The organism is Pseudomonas sp. GL-R-26, assembly GCF_019947365.1.
GTDB lineage: Bacteria > Pseudomonadota > Gammaproteobacteria > Pseudomonadales > Pseudomonadaceae > Aquipseudomonas.
Genome location: NZ_JAGYGI010000001.1, coordinates 301,035 through 323,595 on the forward strand (window position 1 = coordinate 301,035; position 22,561 = coordinate 323,595).

Consider the following 22,561-nt stretch of genomic DNA (forward strand, 5'->3'; position numbering starts at 1 on the left):
GGCGAGGGAGCTTGCTCCCTCGCCACAGAGTTCTACACAGGGGCCATTTCCTGCGCCAACCCCAGGAACGCCGCCGGCAGCCGCGCGTTTTTGCGCTCCTTGAGGCAGTACAGGTATTCGGGAATCTGCGGTGCATTCTCGATGGTCAGCACCCGCAGTTGCGGATCATGGGGCACTTCCTGACGGGCAATGATGCTGATGCCGATGTTGCGCAGCACCGCTTCGCGGATCGATTCGCGGCTGCCGATCTCCAGCAGCGGGCCGAAACACACGCTGGCACTGGCCAGCAAATCTTCGGTCAAACGACGGGTGGTCGAGCCCGGTTCGCGCATCAGCAGGGTATGCCCGGCCAAGGCGCCGAGCGGCACGTGATCGTGAACCGCCAGCGGATGATTGCGATGCACCGCCAGCACCAGCGGATCGCTGCCGAGCACCCGGCGAATCAGCCGCGCGTCTTCGAGCAACTGCGACGACGCCGCGACATCGACCCGGTAATCCTCCAGCGCTTCAAGCACCTGTTGGGAATTGCCGATTTCCACCGAAACCTCAACCTGCGGCAGGCGCTCGCGGAAGGTTTTCACCAGGTCGAGGATGTAATACGGCGCCGTGGCGGCAATACGCAATGTGCCCTGGACCTGGCCGCAGTTACGCAGGAAAAACTCGATGTCGGCTTCCTGCTGCATCAGCACCTTGACCATCGGCAGCAGCCGCGCGCCCTCCTCGCTGACGCTGAGACGCCGGCCGCCACGGTAAAACAGTTCGACCGAATACTGACTTTCGAGGTTGCGGATCTGTGTCGTCACCGTCGGCTGGCTCAGGCCAAGCTTTTTGGCAGCCTGGGTAATGCTGCCCAGGCGGGCCACCATGTAAAACGCCTTCAGCTCCGCACTCAGCACAACCGTCCCTCATCCTTTACTTGCGCAGCAGGCGCAAACCGTTGAACACCACCAGCAGACTCACGCCCATGTCGGCGAACACCGCCATCCACATGGTAGCGACCCCGGCGAAGGTTACCCCAAGAAAGATCGCCTTGATGACCAAAGCCAGGGCGATGTTCTGTTTGAGGATGCTCGAAGTCTGCCGCGAAAGGCGAATGAATGCCGGGATTTTGCGCAGATCGTCGTCCATCAGGGCGACATCGGCGGTTTCGATCGCGGTATCGGTGCCTGCAGCGGCCATGGCGAAACCGATCTCGGAACGCGCCAGCGCCGGGGCGTCGTTGATGCCGTCGCCGACCATGCCGACCCGATGCCCCTGGGCATAAAGAGCCTCGATCGACTGCAATTTGTCCCCCGGCAACAGGTCGCCCCTGGCCTCGTCGATACCGACCTGCGCAGCAATGGCCTGGGCGGTGTGGACGTTATCACCGGTGAGCATCAGGGTCTTGATGCCCAGGTCATGCAACTGCCGGATAGCCTCGCGGCTCGATTCCTTTACCGTGTCCGCCACGGCAAACAGCGCCAACGGGCCGGACGAATCGAGCAGCAACACCACCGACTTGCCCTGTTTTTCCAGGGCAAACAGCTTTTCTTCCAGCGCCGGCGAACACAGGCCCAGATCCTCCACCAGACGATGGTTGCCCAGATGATAGAGCTGGCCGTTGATCTCGCCGCGCACCCCGCGCCCGCCCAGCGCTTCGAAGTTATCCACAATCAGCGTCGCGGTCTGGTTATCCACAGCCGCCTTGGCGATGGCCAGGGAAACCGGGTGATCCGAGCGCCCGGCCAGCGCGGCGGCAATGGCGGGCGCCGAGTCGTCGGCGGTCGGGTCCAGCGACAGGTAATCGGTCTGCACCGGTTTGCCGTGGGTAATGGTCCCGGTCTTGTCCAGAGCCAGGTAGTCGAGCTTGTAACCGCCCTCCAGATAGACACCGCCCTTGACCAATATGCCTTTGCGCGCCGCCGCCGCGAGGCCGCTGACGATGGTCACCGGCGTGGAAATCACCAGCGCACACGGACAGGCCACCACCAGCAGCACCAGCGCCCGGTAGATCCAGTCGAACCACAACGCGCCCATGAACATTGGCGGGATCACCGCCACGGCCAGTGCCAGGACGAACACCGCCGGGGTATAGATTTTCGAGAAACTGTCGACGAAACGCTGGGTCGGCGCCCGCGCGCCCTGGGCCTGCTCAACGGCGTGGATAATGCGGGCCAGGGTCGAGTTATCCGCCGCGGCGGTCACCCCGTACTCCAGGGAGCCGGCCTGATTGATGGTCCCGGCGAATACTTTGTCACCGACGGTTTTTTCCACCGGCAGGCTTTCACCGGTGATTGGCGCCTGATCGATGGTCGAGCGACCGGACAGCACTTCACCGTCCAGGCCGATACGCTCGCCGGGACGAACCCGTACCCGCGCGCCGAGCCCAATGGTTTTTACATCCTGCTCAAGCCAGCTTCCGTCAGCCTGCAACACCGTTGCCGTGTCCGGGGTCATCTGCATCAAACCGCCAATGGCATTGCGCGCACGGTCGAGGGATTTGGTTTCGATCAACTCGGCCACGGTGAACAGGAACATCACCATCGCCGCTTCCGGCCACTGGCCGATCAGCACCGCGCCGGTCACGGCAATGCTCATCAGGGCGTTGATGTTCAGGTTGCGGTTTTTAAGGGCGATCCAGCCTTTTTTGTAAGTACCAAGGCCACCACTGAGGATCGAGACCAGTGCGATAACCGCCACCACCCAGTTCGGAGCGAAACCAGTGAAGTGGATAACTTCTGCCAGCAATGCACCAACACCGGACAGGGCCAAGGGCCACCACGGTTTTTTCCGAGGCGCCGGAGTCGGGGTTTCAGCACCCTGGTCCAGCGGTTCGGCCTGCATGCCCAAGGACTTGATGGCCTCGACGATCGGCTCGATACCGGGCAAATCGTGGGTCACGCCGAGCACCCGATTAATCAGATTGAACTCCAACTGCTGTACGCCGGTCAGTTTGCTTAGCTTGTTCTGGATAAGTGCCTGCTCGGTCGGACAGTCCATTGCCTCGATGCGAAAACGACTCAGTCGAGCGCCAATCGTCGGCGATTCACTCAGTTTTACCAGCGCAGGCGCTGCCGCTTTAGATGAGCAACAGGCGTCGCCGTGACCGCCGTGGCCATGTTTTTGCACGGGTTTGAGCTTGTGGCTGTGCTCGTGCTCAGCCCCGGGTTTGTGGGAGTGCAGTGAATCGCTCATTGGTTGCGTCCATAAGAGTACCTGTTGCCAAGTAAAGACCCTGTAGCCACTATAGGGTCAAGCACCCATTCTGGAGTTTTGGAGATTGGCGTCATGAAAATTGGAGAGTTGGCAAAACTCACGGACTGCGCCGTGGAAACGATCCGCTATTACGAGCGCGAGAACCTGCTGCCGGAACCGGCCCGCAGTGACGGCAATTATCGCGTCTATACCCAGCCTCACGCCGAGCGCCTGACCTTCATCCGCAACTGCCGCACCCTCGACATGACGCTCGAAGAAATCCGCAGCCTGCTGGCGTTTCGCGACAGTCCGCAGGACCAGTGCGAAAGCGTCAACGCGCTGATCGACGAGCACATCCACCACGTCAAGGCGCGGATCGACGGCTTGCTGGCCTTGCAGACACAACTGCTCGACCTGCGCCAACGCTGCGGCGAGGGGCCGGAGGTCGATCAATGCGGGATTTTGCAGCGGCTGGAAGTGAGCGGCGGGGTTGTGGCGACGGAGGTTGAGCATTCCCATGTTGGCCGTAGTCACGGCCACTGAAAACAACACAAAACCCTGTGGGAGCGAGCTTGCTCGCGATGACGGCGGCACATTCAACATTGATGTGACTGACAAACCGCTATCGCGAGCAAGCTCGCTCCCACAGGGTCGGTGGTGGTTTTTTAGACCGCCATCGGCGCGGTCATCGGCGCGTGGTGCTCGTAGTCTTGCAGCGAGAAATCGCCCGGTTCCACCAGCTCCAGCCATTCAGGCTGATAAACACCCGTCTTGGCAAACTCCGGCACACGGTCGGAAATCACCAGTTTCGGCATCGGGAACGGCTCGCGCTTGAGCTGTTCGTTGAGCATCTCCAGGTGGTTTTCGTAGACGTGGGCATCACCGATGAAATAGGTGAACCAGCGCGGCGTGTAGCCCGTCAGACGACCGATCAGACTCAACAGCGCAGCACCTTCGGTGAGGTTGAACGGCGTGCCCAGGCCCAGGTCGTTGGAGCGGATGTAGAGGGTCAGAGAGATCTCTTTGGTCTCGACATTCGGGTGGAACTGGTACAGCAAGTGGCACGGCGGCAACGCCATTTCATCGAGCTGGGCGCAGTTCCAGCCGTGGAACAGGATGCGGCGGCTGCCCGGGTCCTTGATGATGGTGTCGACGCACTGGCGAACCTGGTCGATGGCCTTGTACAGCACCACGTAGGCCTGGCCATCCTCCTCGCCTTCGGCAATCTGGCGGTAGCCTTGCTTCAGGGTCTGCTCGATAGCAGCCGGGTTGCTGACCGGGATCTGCTTGTACGCCGGCCATTTGCGCCATTGCACGCCGTAGATTTCGCCGAGGTCGTCTTCGCCCTGACGGAACGGGTTGGCCAGCCACTGGGCGTTTTCGTTGGCGTTCTGGTCCCAGACCTTGCAGCCCAACGCCCGGAATTCGGCAGCGTTGTTCACGCCGCGCAGGAACCCGCACATTTCGCCGATGGCCGATTTGAACGCCATCTTGCGCGTGGTGATCGCCGGGAAACCTTCCTGCAGGTCATAACGCAGCATCGCACCGGGAAAGCTGATGGTGTTCACACCGGTACGGTTGGCCTGTTTGGTGCCGTTCTTGATGACGTGGGCGACCAGTTCGAGATATTGCTTCATGAATTACCTGTGTCCTTGAACCCGCAACCATCGCTGCGGGGTTCGAATTTTATACGGCTGCCGCTGGAGTCGCCGGGGCGCGGTGATACGCCAGCCAGATCAGGAACAGACCGCCGACGATCATCGGCACGCACAGCACCTGGCCCATGGTCAGCCAGTTCCAGGCCAGATAGCCCAACTGGGCGTCCGGTACGCGGACGAACTCGACGATGAAACGGAAGATGCCATAGAACAGCGCGAACATCCCCGATACCGCCATGGTCGGCCGCGGCTTGCGCGAGAACAGCCAGAGGATCAGGAACAACGCCACGCCTTCGAGGGCGAACTGGTACAACTGCGACGGGTGACGCGCCAGTTGCGCCGGATCGGTCGGAAAGACCATCGCCCACGGCACATCGGTTGCCTTGCCCCACAGCTCGGCGTTGATGAAGTTGCCGATACGCCCGGCGCCCAGGCCAATCGGCACCATCGGCGCAACGAAATCCATCAGCTGGAAGAACGACTTGTTGTTCTTCTTGCCGAACCACAACGCCGCCAGCATCACGCCGATGAAACCGCCATGGAACGACATGCCGCCCTTCCACACTTCGAAAATCAGCGTCGGGTTGGCCAGATAGGCGCTCAGATCGTAGAACAGCACATAACCCAGTCGCCCGCCGACGATCACCCCCATCGACATCCAGAACACCATGTCGGAGAGTTTCTCCTTGGTCCAGGTCGGGTCGAAGCGGTTCAAGCGGCGGGACGCCAGCAGCCAGGCGCCGCCGATGCCGATCAGGTACATCAGACCGTACCAGTGGATTTTCAGCGGACCGATGGCCAGGGCCACCGGGTCGATCTGCGGGTAAGGCAGCATTGCGACTCCTCGTTAGAGTTCAAATCTTAAAAATTCCCGGGCGACGCTGCCACCTCAGGATTAAGCCAGGATTGCGCTGCCCGTCAGAGCAGGAAGTTCAGGCCGACGCAGAACAGCAAAGCGGCAAACAGCCGTTTCAGCAACTTTGGCGACAGGTTGTGGGCCAGTCGCGCACCGAAGCGGGCGAAGACCATGCTGGTCAGGGCAATGCCCAGCAACGCCGGCAAGTAAATGAAACCGAGACTATGGGCCGGGAGCAACGGATCGTGCCAGCCCAGAATCATGAAACTTAATGCACTGGCCAGGGCAATCGGCAGACCGCAGGCCGATGAAGTGGCCACGGCTTGCTGCATCGGCACACTGCGCCAGGTCAGGAATGGCACGGTCAACGAACCGCCGCCAATGCCGAAAATCGCCGAAGCCCAGCCAATTACACTGCCGGCCACGGTCAGACCGAGTTTGCCCGGCACGGTTCGGCTGGCCTTGGGTTTGACATCCAGCGCAAGCTGAGCGGCGATCACCAGGGCGAATACGCCAATGAGTTTCTGCAGGTTGGGGCCGGAGATCGCTTCCGCCGTCAGCGCGCCGAACCCGGCACCGATCAGAATGCCAACGGTCATCCACATGAAGATCGGCCAACGTACAGCGCCACGGCGGTGATGCTCACGTACCGAATTGACCGAAGTAAAGATGATCGTCGCCAGGGAGGTACCCACTGCCAGATGCGTGAGGATCGACGGATCGAACCCTTGGGCCGTGAAGCTGAACACCAGCACCGGGACGATGATGATCCCGCCGCCCACGCCAAACAGCCCGGCGAGCACACCCGCACAGGCGCCGAGCGCCAGATAGAGCAGAAATTCCATGGTCGTCCCCGCTCGCCTCCCCAAAACCGGAGCGGCATGGTAACGGATGCATGGCCTCAAGCTCCACTGTGCAAGGCGATGGATCGATGAGCGATGTCTGCGTAGAGTGAACAAAAAACACACAAGGACAGCCTGATGTGCCTGATTGTTTTTGCCTGGCGACCGGGTCATGCCCAGCCGCTGGTCGTGGCGGCCAATCGCGATGAGTTCTACGCCCGCCCCAGCCTGCCGCTGGCGCCATGGCCCGAAGCGCCGCATGTGCATGCGGGGCGCGACCTCGAGGCCGGTGGCACCTGGCTCGGTGTCGGCGCCAACGGACGATTTGCGGCGCTGACCAATATTCGCGATCCCCATCGACCGCCGGGGCGCAAGTCTCGTGGGGAGCTGGTCGCGCGATTCCTCGAGGGCGATTGCTCGATTGATGACTATTTGGCCGACGTTGTCAGACGTTCGCCTGAATATGGCGGGTTCAATCTACTGGTTGGCAACAGAAACGAGCTTTGGCACTTCAATGCCCGGGAATCGCAAGCCGTGATGCTGCAACCGGGAGTCTACGGCGTGTCGAACGCCGGGCTGGATACGCCATGGCCGAAACTGCTCAAGGCCAAGGCTGCCTTGAGCGAGGTACTGGATGATCCGCAGCCTCAGGCGCTGCTGGCGTTATTGAGCGATGCGCAAACCGCGCCGTTTGCCGAGTTGCCGGATACCGGAGTGGGACTGGCCACTGAAACTCTGTTGTCGAGCGTGTTCATTGCCAGTCAGAGCTATGGAACGCGGGCGAGTACGGCGTTGATTGTGCAGGCGGATGGGACATTGCATCTGGTCGAAAGAAGTTTCGGGCCGTATGGCGGGCATCTTGGGGAAGTGGAACTAAAAATTTGATCTGGCGCGGTCCTGTGGCGAGGGAGCTTGCTCCCGCTCGGCTGCGAAGCAGTTGCAATCCAGCTACCGCAGTTTTTCTGAAAAACCGCATTAGCCGGATTAGGAGCGCTTCGCACTCCAGCGGGAGCAAGCTCCCTCGCCACAGGGGCCGTCAGCGTTTTAGAGAGGCTTGATTGCTGCCGGATTGATCATCCGCGACAACCCGAGGTTCTTCAGCGCCAATTGCAACGAGCTGTGAATCACTTGCGGGTTGTCGATGGTCATCAGCTCAGCCAGCAATTCCTTGGCCTTGCTCAGGTTGATCTGGCGCAGCATCCACTTCACTTTCGGCAAGTTGGTGGCGTTCATCGACAGGCTGTCGAAACCCATCGCCATCAACAGCACCGCCGCCGCCGGGTCACCGGCCATTTCACCGCAGATACTCACTGGCTTGCCTTCGGCGTGGGCATCACGCACCACGTTCTGCAGCGCCTGAAGCACCGCCGGGTGCAGGTAATCGTAGAGGTCGGCCACCCGCGGGTTGTTGCGGTCCACAGCCAACAGGTACTGGGTCAGGTCGTTGGAACCGACCGACAGGAAGTCCACTTGCCGCGCCAGTTCCTTGGTCTGATACACCGCCGCCGGAATCTCGATCATCACGCCAACCGGCGGCATCGGCACGTCAGTGCCTTCGTCGCGCACTTCGCCCCAGGCGCGGTGAATCAGGTGCAGGGCTTCTTCGAGCTCATGGGTGCCGGAAATCATCGGCAGCAGGATTCGCAGGTTGTTCAGGCCTTCGCTGGCCTTGAGCATGGCGCGGGTCTGCACCAGGAAGATTTCCGGGTGGTCGAGGGTGACGCGAATGCCGCGCCAGCCGAGGAACGGGTTGTCTTCCTTGATCGGGAAGTACGACAGCGCCTTGTCACCGCCGATGTCCAGGCTGCGCATGGTCACCGGTTGCGGGTGGAACGCGGCCAGTTGCTCGCGGTAGATCGCCAGTTGTTCCTTTTCGCTCGGGAAACGCTGGTTGATCATGAACGGCACTTCGGTGCGGTACAGGCCCACGCCTTCGGCACCGCGCTTCTGCGCGCGCGCCACATCCGCCAGCAGGCCGGTGTTGACCCACAGCGGCATGCGGTGGCCATCGACCGTCACGCACGGCAGATCGCGCAGCGCATCCAGCCCGAGGGCCAGTTGTTTCTCTTCCTCGACCACTTCGGCGAACTGCTTGCGCAGCACGTCACTCGGGTTGGTGTAGACCTCGCCGTGGTAGCCGTCGACGATCATCTGTATGCCGTCGACCTTGGAGTACGGCAGGTCGACCAGGCCCATCACCGTCGGGATGCCCATGGCACGCGCCAGGATCGCGACGTGGGAGTTACCGGAGCCGAGCACCGATACCAGACCGGCCAGCTTGCCTTCCGGCACCTCGCCGAGCATCGCCGGCGTCAGTTCTTCGCTGACCAGAATGGTGTTGTCGGGGTAGACCAGGGTTTGCTGGCGCTCTTCCTGCAAGTAGGCGAGCAGGCGACGACCGAGGTCCTTGACGTCGGATGCACGCTCGCGCAGGTAAGCGTCGTCCATCAATTCGAAACGGTTGACGTGATCGGTGACCACTTGGCGCAAGGCGCCCTGGGCCCACTGGCCGGTCTTGATCACGGTGGTGACTTCGCTGCCCAGCGCGGCATCGTCGAGCATCATCAGGTAGACGTCGAACAATGCCCGCTCTTCCGGGCGCAACTGCGTGGCGAGCTTGGCGGACAACGTGCGCATGTCGGCGCGTACGCCTTCGATGGCGGTCTTGAACAGTTTGAGCTCGGCGTCGATGTCAGCGATGCTCTTGTCCGGCACCACATCCAGATCGGCCGGTGGCAGCATGACCACCGCCGTACCGACCGCCGCACCTGGCGAACCCGGCACGCCGATGAACTTGGCTTCCTGGATGCCTTTGCCCTGACGGCCGAGACCACGGATCGAACCGGTGGCTTCGGCGTGGGCGATAACACCGGCGAGTTGCGCGCTCATGGTCACGAGGAAGGCTTCTTCCCCTTCATCGAACTGGCGACGTTCTTTTTGCTGGATGACCAACACGCCGACGACGCGGCGGTGGTGAATGATCGGTGCACCGAGGAACGAGGCGTAGCGCTCTTCACCGGTTTCGGCGAAGTAGCGGTAGCGCGGGTGGTCCGCGGCGTTTTCGAGGTTCAGGGGTTCTTCACGCGTGCCGACCAGACCCACCAGACCTTCGTTGGGGGCCATGCTGACCTTGCCGATCGAGCGCTTGTTCAAGCCCTCGGTGGCCATCAGCACGAACCGGTTGGTCTCCGGATCAAGCAGGTAGACCGAGCAGACCTGGCTGCCCATGGCCTCTTTGACGCGCAACACAATAATCCCCAACGCCGCCTTGAGATCCTTGGCGGAGTTAACTTCCTGGACGATCTTGCGCAGCGTATTGAGCATGGCTCGGGGTCGAACTCCGTCGTCAGTCGCGCGCTAAAAGGCGCGGGGCAAGCTCTTTGAGAGCGCGTCGATACACCTCGCGCTTGAATGTCACCACCTGGCCCAACGGATACCAATAACTGACCCAGCGCCAGCCATCGAATTCCGGTTTACCGGTCAAATCCATCCGCACCCGCTGCTCGTTGGAGATCAGGCGCAGGAGAAACCATTTCTGTTTCTGGCCGATGCACAGCGGTTGGCTGTGGGTACGTACCAGACGTTGCGGCAAACGATAGCGCAACCAGCCCCGGGTGCAGGCGAGAATTTCAACATCTTCGCGCTCCAGGCCCACTTCTTCGTTCAGCTCGCGGTACAAGGCGTCTTCCGGCGTCTCTTCGGGGTTGATTCCACCCTGCGGAAACTGCCAGGCATCTTGATTGATTCGGCGAGCCCATAGCACCTGGCCGGCGTCATTCGTCAGAATGATCCCGACATTGGGGCGAAAACCATCGGGGTCGATCACGGCAACAACCTCGCAAACGCATGTCGCCGCATTGTTCCACAAAGGTTGTTAAGGCGGCAACGAAGGTTCCTACCTTATGTGCACTCTTGTGAAAAGACCGTATTCTTGTCGCCTTTTTACTGACTTTTCAGCGGGTAACTGTAATGCGCCTGGCTTTATTCGATTTGGACAACACCCTTCTGGGCGGTGACAGCGATCACGCTTGGGGCGATTACCTGTGCGAGCGCGGCTTTCTCGACGCCGTCGCCTACAAGGCTCGCAACGATGCGTTCTACCAGGATTATCTGGCCGGCAAACTGGATAACGCCGCCTACCTGAACTTCTGCCTGGAAGTGCTCGGCCGCACCGAAATGGCCACGCTGGATCAGTGGCACAGCGATTACATGCGCGACTGCATCGAACCGATCCTGCTGCCCAAGGCCATCGAGTTGCTGGCCAAGCACCGCGCGGCCGGCGACAAACTGGTCATCATCACCGCCACCAATCGCTTCGTCACCGGGCCGATTGCCGAGCGCCTGGGTGTCGAAACACTGATCGCCACCGAATGCGAAATGCTCGACGGCCGCTACACCGGGCGCAGCACCGACGTGCCGTGCTTCCGCGAGGGCAAGGTGACGCGCTTGAATCGCTGGCTGGAAGAAACCGGGTTTACGCTGGAAGACAGCTACTTCTACAGCGACTCGATGAATGATTTTCCGTTGCTGGAGCAGGTGACTCATGCGGTAGCGGTTGATCCCGACCCGAATCTGCGGGCCGAGGCCGAGAAGCGGGGTTGGCCGGTGATTTCGTTGCGCGACTAACATTGCTATCGCGAGCAGGCTCACTCCTACAGGGGAACGCATTCCAATGTAGGAGTGAGCCTGCTCGCGATTGGGTCGATACGGTCTCCAGCCTTAAACAGGCTTGGCACCCATCAACCCGGCAATGGCCACAAGACAGACAAAACTGAACAACGCCAAGGCAAAGGTGAATTTCCCCACCCCAGCCGGCGTCTTGCGCAGTTTGTTGAGCCGCACCAGCAGCCAGAACCACGCCAGTGCCGCCACGGTGTAAAGCACGCTGGAGGCCAGCAACCAGGTCTGCCCCAGCGGCCAGCCCACCAGATGCACCATCCACCAGCCGGTAAACGGCATGCTCAGCAGCGCCAGCCCCATCAGCAGCCAGACAAACACCCTTGGCCGCTGCAAGGTGCGACTACCCGCTGTCGCGTCACCCTTGCGCCGCGCAAGCAAAACCCAGACTCCCAGCCCCAGCGCACAAGCCAGCAGTACAACAGTTGCCACCATGTGCGCCGCTTTCAGGGCAGTTAACGTTTCCATTGTCAGAACTCCTTATTGCCTTGCCCGTCAGCGTAGCTGTTCAGCCAAGAAACAGCTGATAGGCCGGGTTGTCGCTTTCGTCCCAGTACGGGTAACCGATTTCTTCCAGCGCCGCCGGCACCAAGTGGCGCTCGTCGTGGGGCACTTGCAGGCCCGCGACGACCCGGCCATCGGCCGCGCCATGGTTGCGGTAGTGGAACATCGAGATGTTCCAGCGCCCGCCGAGCTTGTTGAGGAAGTTGAACAGCGCGCCCGGACGCTCCGGGAATTCGAAACGCAGGACCACTTCATCGACCACATGCGCCGCACGCCCGCCGACCATGTGGCGGATGTGCAGCTTGGCCAGTTCGTTGTCGGTCAGGTCCAGCACCGGGAAACCCTGTTCGCTCAGGCTGGCGATCAACGCGCTACGCGGGTCGTTTTCCGGGTGGGTCTGCACGCCGACAAAGATGTGCGCTTCGCTGCCGGTGTTGTAGCGGTAGTTGAATTCGGTGATCTGGCGCTTGCCGATGGCCTCGCAGAACGCCTTGAAGCTGCCCGGTTTCTCGGGAATGGTCACGGCGATGATCGCTTCGCGGCCTTCGCCCAGCTCCGCACGCTCGGCGACGTGGCGCAGGCGGTCGAAGTTGACGTTGGCCCCGGAGTCGATGGCCACGAAGGTCTGGCCGCTGACGCCGCGCTGCTCGACATACTTCTTGATCCCCGCCACGCCCAAGGCGCCGGCAGGTTCGGTGATCGAGCGGGTATCATCGTAGATATCCTTGATGGCGGCGCAGATTTCGTCGGTGCTGACGGTGATCACTTCATCGACATAATCTTTGCAGATGTCGAAGGTGTGCTGACCGATCTGGGCCACGGCAACACCGTCCGCGAAGATGCCCACAGTCGGCAGCACCACGCGCTCGCCCGCTGCCATGGCGGCTTGCAGGCAATTGGAGTCGTCCGGCTCAACACCGATGACCTTGATGTCCGGGCGCAGATATTTCACGTACGCCGCGATGCCGGCGATCAGGCCGCCGCCACCCACCGGGACGAAAATCGCATCCAGTGGCTGTGGGTGCTGGCGCAGAATCTCCATCGCCACCGTGCCCTGCCCGGCAATGGTGTGGGGGTCGTCGTACGGGTGAATATAGACGTAGCCTTTTTCGTCGACCAGTTTCAGCGAGTAGGCCAGGGCTTCCGGGAACGAATCGCCGTGCAGCACCACTTTGCCGCCACGGGAGCGCACGCCTTCGACCTTGATCTCCGGGGTGGTCTTGGGCATGACGATGGTCGCTTTCACGCCCAACACCTTTGCCGCCAAGGCCAGACCCTGGGCATGGTTGCCCGCCGACGCGGTAACTACACCGCGAGCGCGTTCTTCGTCGCTCAACCGGGTCAACTTGTTGTAGGCGCCGCGAATCTTGAACGAGAACACCGGCTGCAAGTCTTCGCGCTTGAGCCAAATGCTGTTGCCCAGCCGCTCGGAGAGCTGGCGGGCAGTCTGCAGCGGGGTTTCTACGGCAACGTCATAAACGCGCGAGGTGAGGATCTTTTTGACGTACTGTTCAAGCATCGGAAAGCATCACTGAGCGGGTTGGGCAGGACCAAGGAGTCTAACCCGCATTTTGGGCGGGCGACCACACTAAACAGGTGGTTTTAAGCCAGCGAAAAGATCGCAGCCTTCGGCAGCCCCTACAGGTGCGATCTTTTGACCTGCCAATCGGGCAATGACCTTCCCCGCCCCGAAGCCTATAATGCCGGCCTTTCGTCCCCTCCTCGGCACCCCGGAGCCCGCATGAACCAGGATCAACTCAAACAGGCAGTGGCTCAGGCCGCCGTCGACTTCATCCTTCCGAAACTCGACGACAAGAGCATCGTCGGGGTCGGCACCGGCTCCACCGCCAACTGCTTCATCGACGCGCTGGCCAAGCACAAGGGCGCATTCGATGGCGCCGTCGCCAGTTCCGAAGCCACCGCCGCGCGCCTCAAGGGCCACGGGATTCCGGTTTACGAACTGAACACCGTCAGCGACCTGGAGTTCTACGTCGACGGCGCCGATGAAAGCGACGAGCACCTGAACCTGATCAAGGGCGGCGGCGCGGCCCTGACCCGCGAGAAGATTGTCGCGGCCGTGGCCAAGACCTTCATTTGCATCGCCGATGCCAGCAAACTGGTGCCGGTCCTCGGTACTTTCCCGCTGCCCGTGGAGGTGATCCCGATGGCCCGCAGTCACGTGGCCCGTGAGCTGGTGAAACTCGGCGGCGACCCGGTTTACCGCGAAGGCGTGCTGACCGACAACGGCAACATCATCCTCGACGTGTTCAACATGCAGATCACCAATCCGGTGGAACTGGAAACGCAGATCAATGCGATCGTCGGCGTGGTCACCAACGGTTTGTTCGCGGCACGTCCGGCGGATCTGTTGTTGCTGGGTACGAGCGAGGGCGTGAAGACCCTGCGCGCGGAATAAGCCAGACTGCCCAGATTTTCTGAGCAGATGAATGACCTGTGGGAGCGAGCTTGCTCGCGATGAGGCCGTGTCAGTCGACGGATATGTTGAATGACAGACCGCTATCGCGAGCAAGCTCGCTCCCACAGTGTTTTGTGGTGTTGGCTAGAGTTGCGTTGGCTTCTTGAACACGTAGAACAGGTTCGGCTCGCTCACCAGGTACAGCGTTTCGTCGTCTCCCATGGCGATCCCTTCGGCCTGCGGCACGGTTTTTTGCAACCCCTGGTGCCCCTTGCTCAATGACATTGTGCTCAGCGGACGCCCATCCACATCCAGCTCCAGAATCAATCGCGACTCATCCGACAGCGCCAGCAAATGCCCGCTGCGCTCGTCGTATTGCAGGCTCGACAGATCCCGCACGAACATCCCGGCATCACGCTTGGGGTCGTTGATCACGTGCACCGAGTAGGAGTCTTCAGGGTTGAAGCGCGGAAAACCGTGTACCTCGTAGATCAGCATCGGGTTGCGCTCCTTGGCGACGAACAGGCGTTTGCCCACAGAGTCGTAAGCCAGACCCTCGAAGCCCTTGTTGCTGCCCATGTGTACGCCAATGGTCATCTGCTCGGCGTCTGCCGCATCGACGAAGGTGGTGTCCTGCTCCAGACGAATCTTGATCAGCCGCTGCTGGCTTTCGTCAGTCACCACGTAGATGTCCTCGCTGATGAACTCCACCGCCTCCGGATCACCGAACCCGAGCAGCGCCACACGGCGCAAAACCCTGCCGTCGAGGGACAACTCGACCAGCTCGCTCCGTTTGTTGGTGACGGTGAACAGGCTTTTGCGTATCGGGTCGTAGGTCAACGCCGAAACGTTGTCAGCCAGGCCATCGATCACCTGCGCTTCGGTCACGACCTGATACTGGTCCAGCCCCATGGACCGGGAACTCACCGGCTGCCACAGCGTATGCAGATTGAACCAGGCGCGCTCGAACAGACGCATGTACTGGGCGATCGCTATCAACGCGATCAGCAAGACCACCGACAGGATCAGAATCAGGGATTTGGGGCGGGCAAATCGATGCATTCGGGCGGGCTCGGGTCAAAACGGGCGGATGAAATATCACGCCCGTCTGAACTGAAGCTTAATGGCCACTGGCCTTTTACGTACAGGCAATCAGCGCAGGCGTTGATTACTTCTGTTTTTCGAAGCGATAAAACAGGTTCGGCTCACTCACCATGTACAACGTGCCCGCTTCATCCATGGTCACGCCTTCAGCACGCGGAATGGTATTTTTCAGGCCGTTGAAGCCACGCAGCAGGGTGATGAAACTGACCTGCTCACCCATCTTGTCCAGCTCCAGCAACAGGTGCGAGTCGGCGGACAACACCAGCATGTGGCCAGTCCGTGGATCGACGGCCAGGGCAGACAGGTTGCGCATGTCCAGTGCATGGCTGGCCAGTTTCAGCTTGTCGCCGGTCAGAACCTTGCCGTCACCTTTCCAGGCAAACAATGCCGGCGGGCGCTCTTCGCCCAACAGCAGTTGCTGATTGCGCGGGTCCCAGGTGACACCCTCGAACGCCTTGTTCTGGTCCTTGGAAGGCCCGAGGTCGTATTTCGGGAAGTCGGCGATATTCAATTCGCGGGTATCGGCATCGACCTGGACGATAGCGATCAGATGCTCGCGCTCATCGACAATGGCCAGCCGGCCGTCGCCCAGCACGGTGACGCCCTCAGGGTTGCTCCAGCCGACCAGAGGCATTTTGCGCAATACATCGCCCTGTAATGTCAGCTCGACCAGGAACGGGTTCTTGCCCATCACCGAAAACAGGGTCTTGGTCTGAGGGTCGTAGGCCAAGTCCGATGCTTCATCCTTCTCCATGCCCGGCAATGGCTTGGCATCGATCACCGCCCGATAGTCCGGCAGCCAGATGCTCGCCTGACGCTCGGCCGGGCTTTTGAATTGCTCTTTCACCCAGAGCACGCCCCGCGAATCCCACTGCATGGCAAATGCGACGCCGTAGGCGACAACGGCCACCAACAGCAGCCAGATGTACCAACGCAAGGCGAAGCGCGAGCGGCGGACAGGTTCAAGCGTGGAAAGCGGAGGAGTGACCATCGGGGATGCGTTCCAGAGATTCAGGCTAGGGGTAATAGCACAGTTTGGGGCCGGCTCAGAGGCCAATAGCACTGAAATTATCCAGACTGGATGTGAAAAAAACGGGAAATGACAGGGTTGAACTGTGTGGAATCCGGACTTCAGCCCACCAAATACTACTGTGGGAGCGAGCTTGCTCGCGATGAGGCCGTGTCAGTCAACAGAGATGTTGAATGATAGACCGCTATCGCGAGCAAGCTCGCTCCCACAGGGTACAGCGACGCCTGGATCAGCGAACGCTGCTGGTGAAACTGCTGGCGCCTGGCAATTCCAGAACGATCTCGTCACCGACATTCAGCGGACCAACGCCCACTGGCGTGCCGGTGAGGATCACGTCCCCGGCCTGCAACGAGAAGCAACCGGCCATGTGCTGGATCATCGGCACGATCGGGTTGAGCATTGCGCTGCTGTTGCCGTCCTGGCGCACTTCACCGTTGATGGTCAGGCGGATGCCGATGTCGGTCAGGTCAGCAAACGAGCTGCCAGACACGAACGGAGCAAGCACTGCCGCGCCGTCGAAGGACTTGGCGATTTCCCAGGGCAGGCCCTTGGATTTCAGCTCGGCCTGCTTGTCGCGCAGGGTCAGGTCCAGGGCCGGGGCGAAGCCGGAAATGGCATCGAGTACTTCTTCACGACTCGGCTTGGTCGACAACGGCTTGCCGATCAAAACCGCGATTTCCGCCTCGTAATGCACCGAACCGCGCTCGGTCGGAATGCTGAAACCGCCTTCCAGCGGCACCACGCAACTGCCCGGCTTGATGAACAGCAGCGGCTCGGTCGGCACCGGGTTATCCAGTTCCTTGGCGTGTTCGGCGTAGTTACGGCCGATGCACACCACTTTCCCCAGCGGGAAGTGAATGCGCGTACCGTCGACATACTGGTGCTGATAGCTCATTACCGACTCCTGCTTCGTTGGCTCTTAAAGTTCGAAAATCAAACAGCGAAAATCTTGCCCGGGTTCATGATGCCGTTCGGGTCGAACACCGCCTTGACCGCTTTCATGTACTCGATCTCGACCGGTGAACGGCTGTAGGTCAGGTAGTCACGCTTGGTCATGCCCACGCCGTGTTCGGCGGAAATCGAACCGTTGTACTTCTCGACGGTTTCGAACACCCACTTGTTGACGGTGGCGCACTTGGCGAAGAACTCATCCTTGCTCAGGTTATCCGGCTTGAGGATGTTCAAGTGCAGGTTGCCGTCGCCGATGTGGCCGAACCAGACGATTTCGAAGTCCGGGTAGTGTTCACCGACGATCGCGTCAATTTCTTTCAGGAATGCCGGGACTTTCGATACGGTGACCGAAATGTCGTTCTTGTACGGCGTCCAGTGGGAAATGGTTTCGGAGATGTATTCGCGCAGCTTCCACAAGTTCTGTAGCTGGGTTTCGCTCTGGCTCATCACGCCGTCCAGCACCCAGCCCTGCTCGACGCAGTGCTCGAAGGTTTCCAGGGCGTGGTTGGCCACTTCTTCGGTGGTCGCTTCGAATTCCAGCAGCGCGTAGAACGGGCAATCGGATTCGAACGGCGCCGGTACATCGCCGCGAGCCATGACTTTGGCCAGGGCTTTGTCGGAGAAGAACTCGAAGGCGGTCAGGTCAAGCTTGCTCTGGAAGGCGTGCAGCACCGGCATGATCGAGTCGAAATCGGCGGTGCCGAGAACCATCGCGGTGAGGTTTTTCGGTGCGCGGTCCAGGCGCATGGTCGCTTCGACCACGAACCCGAGGGTGCCTTCGGCACCGATGAACAGCTGACGCATGTCGTAGCCGGTGGCGTTCTTGATCAGGTCGCGGTTCAGTTCCAGCACATCGCCCTTGCCGGTGACCACTTTCATGCCGGCGACCCAGTTACGGGTCATGCCGTAGCGAATCACCTTGATCCCGCCGGCATTGGTGCCGATATTGCCGCCAATCTGGCTCGAACCCGCTGAAGCGAAGTCCACCGGGTAGTACAGGCCTTTTTCTTCGGCGACGTTCTGCAAATGCTCGGTGACCACGCCCGGCTGGCAAACGGCGGTGCGGTCAGTGAGGTTCACGTCGAGGATCTGGTTCATGTAGTCGAAGGACACCACAACTTCGCCATTGGCTGCCACGGCAGCGGCAGACAACCCGGTACGACCACCGGACGGCACCAGCGCCACCTTGTGTTTGTTGGCCCACAGGACAATGGCCTGGACCTGCTCGGTGGTCTTGGGGAACACGATGGCGGTCGGGGCCGGGGCGAAATGCTTGGTCCAATCCTTTCCGTAAGCATTCAGGGAGTCGGCATCGGTCAGCACCTTGCCAGGCTCAACCAGGGTCTTCAGCTCTTCAATCAGGGCAGGATTGGTCATCGACAGAACTCTCGAACAATTCATGGTCATCCTGAGAACGCTTCACGTCGCAGGAATGAGTGTTTAGCGGGGTGCATATGCTAGCATAACGACCCCGCAGGATAGTGCCCAAGGGCTGTTCTGCGGTGACGGTTTAGTTGCCGTCCGGGTCAGCATCTGTTGACCATTTCCTGCCATTTTTCTCCGGGATACAGGTTTACGCAGATGAGCAAGACTTCTCTCGATAAGAGCAAGATCAAGTTCCTTCTTCTCGAAGGCGTCCACCAATCGGCTGTCGACGTCCTCAAGGCGGCGGGCTATTCCAACATCGAGTACCTCACTGGTTCTCTGCCGGAAGCCCAGCTCAAGGAAAAGATCGCTGATGCTCACTTCATCGGCATTCGCTCCCGCACTCAACTGACCGAAGAGATCTTCGATCACGCGAAGAAGCTCGTGGCTGTAGGGTGTTTCTGCATCGGCACCAACCAGGTCGACCTGAGTGCTGCCCGCGAGCGCGGCATCGCCGTGTTCAACGCGCCGTACTCCAACACCCGTTCCGTAGCGGAACTGGTGCTGGCCGAAGCGATCCTGCTGCTGCGCGGCATCCCTGAGAAGAACGCTTCCTGCCACCGTGGCGGCTGGATCAAGAGCGCGGCCAACTCCTTCGAGATCCGTGGCAAGAAGCTGGGCATCGTCGGTTACGGCTCGATCGGTACACAACTGTCGGTCCTGGCTGAAGGCCTGGGGATGCAGGTGTACTTCTACGACACCATCACCAAGCTGCCATTGGGTAACGCTACTCAGGTAGGCAACCTGCACGAACTGCTGGCGATGTCCGACATCGTTTCGCTGCACGTACCGGAAACCGCCGCCACCCAGTGGATGATGGGCGAGAAGGAAATCCGCGCCATCAAGAAAGGCGGCATCCTGATCAACGCCGCCCGTGGCACCGTGGTCGAACTGGACCACCTGGCGGACGCGATCAAGGACAAACACCTGATCGGCGCGGCCATCGACGTATTCCCGGTGGAGCCACGCTCCAACGACGAAGAGTTCGAAAGCCCGCTGCGTGGCCTGGACAACGTGATCCTGACCCCGCACATCGGCGGCTCCACCGCTGAAGCCCAGGCCAACATCGGTCTGGAAGTGGCGGAAAAACTGGTCAAGTACAGCGACAACGGTACTTCGGTATCGTCCGTGAACTTCCCGGAAGTGGCCCTGCCGGCTCACCCTGGCAAGCACCGCCTGCTGCACATCCACGAGAACATCCCGGGCGTGCTCAGCGAGATCAACAAGGTCTTCGCCGAAAACGGCATCAACATCTCCGGCCAGTTCCTGCAGACCAACGAGAAAGTCGGCTACGTGGTAATCGACGTCGACGCCGAGTACTCGGACCTGGCGCAAGAGAAGCTGCAACACGTCAACGGCACCATCCGTAGCCGTGTGTTGTTTTAAGAGCAGCTTCAAGCTTCAAGCGGCAAGTGAGGTTCGCTTTGCTTTGACTTGAAGCTTATAGCTTGCAGCTTGCAACTATAAAAAAGGGAGCCCCAGCGAAGCGGGCTCCCTTTTTTATTTCACATTGACGGTGATCTTCTCGGAAACGATCGGCGGATCGAACGGTATGTGGTTGCTATCGCCCAGTTCAAGCTGCAAGGTGTGTTTGCCCGGCGTGAGCGTTATTTCAGCCTGGGTCTGCGCACCGCCGAAATGCAGGTGGTTGGCATCCTTGGGAATCGGCGCACCGGCGGCAGGCAGCTCGTCGACGTCGATCAGCACGTGGTGATGACCGGTGTTCTTGGTGGGATCGCCCGCCGGCGCCAGGGCAATGTTCTCGACCGCGAACTTGACGACGACTGTCTGTGGAATCGTCGCACCGTCCTCGGGAGACACGATGGACACTTCGGCGCCTTTCGGAGCCGGCGTTGCAGCACTGGCCAGCACAGAAACACCCATCAACAGGCCAGCCAAAGCAGCACGTGACATAAAGGTTTTCATTCTCTTCTCCAGTTTTTCCGTAAAATCCGCATGACCATGACAACTTCATGGCCAATTGTTGTCGAAGGCACTCGACAACCATAGCAAAGCGAGCCTGAATCAGTGGGTCGCGATAATAAATTCAAAGGAGTGACCATGCGCTTTCTGCCTGGCCTGATCTGCCTGCTACCCCTTTTGAGCCCTTTGGCTCATGCCGAACTGATTGATGACGTCAACGACCGGGGCGAATTGCGCATTGCCGTTGAAGCCAACACTCCCCCGTTCAATTTCAAGGATGACGACAAGCTCACCGGCTTCGAAGTCGAGTTGGGCCAACTGCTGGCAAGTGAACTCGATGTCCGGGCCGACTTTGTCGTCACCGACGGCAGTGATCTGCTGACCGGCGTCGAAAGCGGCAAGTACGACATCGCTATCAACCACATAGCAGCGACCCCGGATCTCCAGGATCGTTTCGACTTCAGCGAGCCTTACATTCAAACCCATGCGCAATTGATCGCGCAGAAGGAAGAGCCGCGCTCCATTTTGCTGGTGCAGTCGCTGACGGAAGAGAAGCCCAAAACCAACCCGGCCGTGAGCCTGGCGATTCCGTTTCAGAAGGGTAATCCGGCGTTCCATGCCAGCCTGGAAAACGCCTTGCAGCGGATCAAGGATGACGGGCGACTGCAGGCGCTGGAGCAGAAGTGGTTGGGGGCAGATGCGAGTGTGGTGCCGAAGCTGCAGAACTGAAGTAAATGCAGAACCTGTGGGAGCGAGCTTGCTCGCGATGAGGTCAGTCCAGTCAACATTGATGTTGAATATCAGGCCGCCATCGCGAGCAAGCTCGCTCCCACAGTGAATCCATGGTGATTGTCAGTCTTGTACAGCCAAGGCTGCCGCAGCTTGCGGCAACTCCAGCTCACTGAACACCTGCACCCCGTGGCGCTTGAGCAGCGCCGCCGTCACGCCCTCTCCACTGACCTTCACGCCGCTGAACGTCCCGTCATAGGTCAGCAGATTGCCGCAGGACGGGCTGTTGGCCTTGAGGACGGCGATGCGGATGCCATGCTTTTGTACCAGCTCCAATGCCTGATACGCCCCCGACAGAAACTGCGCACTGACATCCTCGCCCTCGGTGGTGATCACCATCGCCTGGTCATCGAGGACTTGCGCGCCCTGCCCGCCTGGAATTTCCGCCGCCGCCCGAGGTGTTGGCAAACCACCGGCCACCTCCGGGCACAACGGCACGACCCGCCCTTCATCAAGCCACTGCTGAAGCTGATCGAACGGCCCGCTGGCCCCGCCGTCGTAACGAACCCGGTGGCCCAACAGGCAACGGCTGACGAGAATTTTCTGCATGATCAGAACGGCTCGTTGCCGCGCCGGCGGAACCAGCCGGTCAGCGACAGGCGATCCCGGGTCGCGGGCAGGACTTCGTGGGGAACCTCTCCGGAGAGAAACACCACCAGGCAGCCACCGATAGGTTGCACGTCGTGGACGCGATCATTGTCGAGATACATGCGCAACTGGCCGCCGTGCTCGGGAAGCCATGCATCATTGAGGTAAACCACCGCCGAAACCATGCGCCGGTCGTCATCGCGAAAGCGGTCGACGTGCTTCAGGTAGAAGGCTCCGGGCGGGTACATCGCAAAGTGGCTTTCGAAATCCTCCAGGCCGAGAAACAGACCGCGATTGATCGCCTCGCGCAGGCTGTTCATCAAACTCAGGTAGCTGTCGCACACCTCGGCCTGGCCGAGGTCGATCCACTGGATATGGTCGCCACGAATCCCTTCGCGGATCTCCGATGACGGCCCACGGCCCACGGCGGCCGGAGCCAGTTCACCCTCGGCAGCACGTTTGCGACACTCGGCCGCCAGCGCTCGGGTCAGATCCAGAGGCAGGAAAATATTCTGCTGCGACCAGCCGTGCTCGGCCAGGTCGTCGACGATTCGTAGCAGCAGCGGGTGATCAGAGGATATTTGCATGGCGCGCATAGTATTCCTGTGCCCGGAAATCCGACAG

Annotated in this window: 22 protein-coding genes; 6 read left to right on the forward strand and 16 right to left on the reverse strand. The window is 60.4% G+C overall.

The window, feature by feature from the left end; all coding sequences use genetic code 11:
* Nucleotides 1–32: 32 nt before the first annotated feature.
* Both KGA96_RS01335 and KGA96_RS01340 read right to left on the reverse strand, forming a co-directional pair.
* Nucleotides 33–896 (reverse strand): LysR family transcriptional regulator, encoded by an 864-nt coding sequence (locus KGA96_RS01335; protein WP_046039172.1) that lies wholly within the window; start codon nt 894–896, stop codon nt 33–35.
* Between the two features lie 16 nt (nt 897–912).
* The gene (locus KGA96_RS01340) at nt 913–3,174 is read right to left on the reverse strand and encodes a heavy metal translocating P-type ATPase (protein ID WP_046039171.1); all 2,262 of its coding nucleotides are present in this window, start codon (nt 3,172–3,174) and stop codon (nt 913–915) included.
* 93 nt (nt 3,175–3,267) lie between these two features.
* Here KGA96_RS01340 and cadR point away from each other — a divergent pair, with 93 nt between their 5' ends.
* Nucleotides 3,268–3,717: a Cd(II)/Pb(II)-responsive transcriptional regulator gene (gene cadR / locus KGA96_RS01345; RefSeq protein ID WP_046039170.1), complete on the forward strand. Its 450-nt coding sequence runs from the start codon at nt 3,268–3,270 to the stop codon at nt 3,715–3,717.
* Nucleotides 3,718–3,839: 122 nt separating this feature from the next.
* Here cadR and KGA96_RS01350 read toward each other — a convergent pair whose 3' ends face one another.
* The 3 genes from KGA96_RS01350 to KGA96_RS01360 form a co-directional block, all read right to left on the reverse strand.
* Nucleotides 3,840–4,811, reverse strand: a complete 972-nt coding sequence (locus tag KGA96_RS01350; RefSeq protein WP_223511372.1) for a thymidylate synthase — start codon at nt 4,809–4,811, stop codon at nt 3,840–3,842.
* Nucleotides 4,812–4,860: 49 nt separating this feature from the next.
* Nucleotides 4,861–5,667, reverse strand: a complete 807-nt coding sequence (lgt, locus tag KGA96_RS01355; RefSeq protein ID WP_046039166.1) for a prolipoprotein diacylglyceryl transferase — start codon at nt 5,665–5,667, stop codon at nt 4,861–4,863.
* A gap of 83 nt (nt 5,668–5,750) precedes the next feature.
* The gene (locus KGA96_RS01360) at nt 5,751–6,533 is read right to left on the reverse strand and encodes a sulfite exporter TauE/SafE family protein (RefSeq protein ID WP_046039164.1); all 783 of its coding nucleotides are present in this window, start codon (nt 6,531–6,533) and stop codon (nt 5,751–5,753) included.
* Nucleotides 6,534–6,668: 135 nt separating this feature from the next.
* On the opposite strand from KGA96_RS01360, the gene KGA96_RS01365 reads away from it, so the two are divergent.
* Nucleotides 6,669–7,415, forward strand: a complete 747-nt coding sequence (locus tag KGA96_RS01365) for an NRDE family protein (protein ID WP_046039162.1) — start codon at nt 6,669–6,671, stop codon at nt 7,413–7,415.
* Nucleotides 7,416–7,574: 159 nt separating this feature from the next.
* Here the strand turns inward: KGA96_RS01365 and ptsP are convergent, their stop codons facing one another.
* Nucleotides 7,575–9,854, reverse strand: coding sequence for a phosphoenolpyruvate--protein phosphotransferase (gene ptsP, locus KGA96_RS01370; protein ID WP_046039161.1), 2,280 nt, complete (start codon nt 9,852–9,854; stop codon nt 7,575–7,577).
* A gap of 22 nt (nt 9,855–9,876) precedes the next feature.
* Nucleotides 9,877–10,356 carry an RNA pyrophosphohydrolase gene (locus KGA96_RS01375; protein WP_003229203.1) on the reverse strand — a complete coding sequence of 160 codons (480 nt, stop codon included), beginning with the start codon at nt 10,354–10,356 and terminating at the stop codon, nt 9,877–9,879.
* Between the two features lie 143 nt (nt 10,357–10,499).
* Here KGA96_RS01375 and KGA96_RS01380 point away from each other — a divergent pair, with 143 nt between their 5' ends.
* Nucleotides 10,500–11,156, forward strand: a complete 657-nt coding sequence (locus KGA96_RS01380) for an HAD family hydrolase (protein ID WP_046039159.1) — start codon at nt 10,500–10,502, stop codon at nt 11,154–11,156.
* A gap of 93 nt (nt 11,157–11,249) precedes the next feature.
* On the opposite strand, the gene KGA96_RS01385 is transcribed toward KGA96_RS01380, so the two are convergent.
* Both KGA96_RS01385 and ilvA read right to left on the reverse strand, forming a co-directional pair.
* Nucleotides 11,250–11,675: a DUF2269 domain-containing protein gene (locus KGA96_RS01385; protein ID WP_046039157.1), complete on the reverse strand. Its 426-nt coding sequence runs from the start codon at nt 11,673–11,675 to the stop codon at nt 11,250–11,252.
* Nucleotides 11,676–11,715: 40 nt separating this feature from the next.
* Entirely contained in the window at nt 11,716–13,230 is a 1,515-nt protein-coding gene (gene ilvA, locus KGA96_RS01390; RefSeq protein WP_223511374.1) for a threonine ammonia-lyase, biosynthetic, read from the reverse strand.
* A 222-nt stretch (nt 13,231–13,452) separates the two neighbouring features.
* Here ilvA and rpiA point away from each other — a divergent pair, with 222 nt between their 5' ends.
* A complete protein-coding gene (gene rpiA, locus KGA96_RS01395) occupies nt 13,453–14,127 on the forward strand; it encodes a ribose-5-phosphate isomerase RpiA (RefSeq protein ID WP_046039153.1) in 675 nt (224 codons plus the stop codon).
* 144 nt (nt 14,128–14,271) lie between these two features.
* Here the strand turns inward: rpiA and KGA96_RS01400 are convergent, their stop codons facing one another.
* From KGA96_RS01400 to KGA96_RS01415, 4 genes are all read right to left on the reverse strand, one after another.
* Nucleotides 14,272–15,189: an SdiA-regulated domain-containing protein gene (locus tag KGA96_RS01400; RefSeq protein ID WP_046039151.1), complete on the reverse strand. Its 918-nt coding sequence runs from the start codon at nt 15,187–15,189 to the stop codon at nt 14,272–14,274.
* Between the two features lie 106 nt (nt 15,190–15,295).
* The gene (locus tag KGA96_RS01405; RefSeq protein ID WP_046039149.1) at nt 15,296–16,222 is read right to left on the reverse strand and encodes an SdiA-regulated domain-containing protein; all 927 of its coding nucleotides are present in this window, start codon (nt 16,220–16,222) and stop codon (nt 15,296–15,298) included.
* Between the two features lie 268 nt (nt 16,223–16,490).
* Nucleotides 16,491–17,156 carry a fumarylacetoacetate hydrolase family protein gene (locus KGA96_RS01410; RefSeq protein ID WP_046039147.1) on the reverse strand — a complete coding sequence of 222 codons (666 nt, stop codon included), beginning with the start codon at nt 17,154–17,156 and terminating at the stop codon, nt 16,491–16,493.
* Nucleotides 17,157–17,194: 38 nt separating this feature from the next.
* Complete coding sequence (locus tag KGA96_RS01415) at nt 17,195–18,589, reverse strand: FAD-binding oxidoreductase (protein WP_033052123.1); 1,395 nt, start codon at nt 18,587–18,589, stop codon at nt 17,195–17,197.
* 204 nt (nt 18,590–18,793) lie between these two features.
* Between KGA96_RS01415 and serA the strand changes: the two genes are divergently transcribed.
* A complete protein-coding gene (gene serA / locus KGA96_RS01420) occupies nt 18,794–20,023 on the forward strand; it encodes a phosphoglycerate dehydrogenase (RefSeq protein ID WP_046039143.1) in 1,230 nt (409 codons plus the stop codon).
* Between the two features lie 114 nt (nt 20,024–20,137).
* On the opposite strand, the gene KGA96_RS01425 is transcribed toward serA, so the two are convergent.
* Nucleotides 20,138–20,563: a DUF4399 domain-containing protein gene (locus KGA96_RS01425; protein WP_046039141.1), complete on the reverse strand. Its 426-nt coding sequence runs from the start codon at nt 20,561–20,563 to the stop codon at nt 20,138–20,140.
* A 135-nt stretch (nt 20,564–20,698) separates the two neighbouring features.
* On the opposite strand from KGA96_RS01425, the gene KGA96_RS01430 reads away from it, so the two are divergent.
* Entirely contained in the window at nt 20,699–21,289 is a 591-nt protein-coding gene (locus tag KGA96_RS01430) for a transporter substrate-binding domain-containing protein (protein ID WP_046039139.1), read from the forward strand.
* A 123-nt stretch (nt 21,290–21,412) separates the two neighbouring features.
* Here KGA96_RS01430 and KGA96_RS01435 read toward each other — a convergent pair whose 3' ends face one another.
* On the reverse strand, nt 21,413–21,898 hold the full coding sequence (locus KGA96_RS01435; protein ID WP_046039137.1) for a DUF523 domain-containing protein: 486 nt from the start codon (nt 21,896–21,898) through the stop codon (nt 21,413–21,415).
* Nucleotides 21,899–21,900: 2 nt separating this feature from the next.
* A complete protein-coding gene (locus KGA96_RS01440) occupies nt 21,901–22,533 on the reverse strand; it encodes a 2OG-Fe(II) oxygenase (protein WP_223511376.1) in 633 nt (210 codons plus the stop codon).
* Nucleotides 22,534–22,561 lie beyond the last annotated feature (28 nt).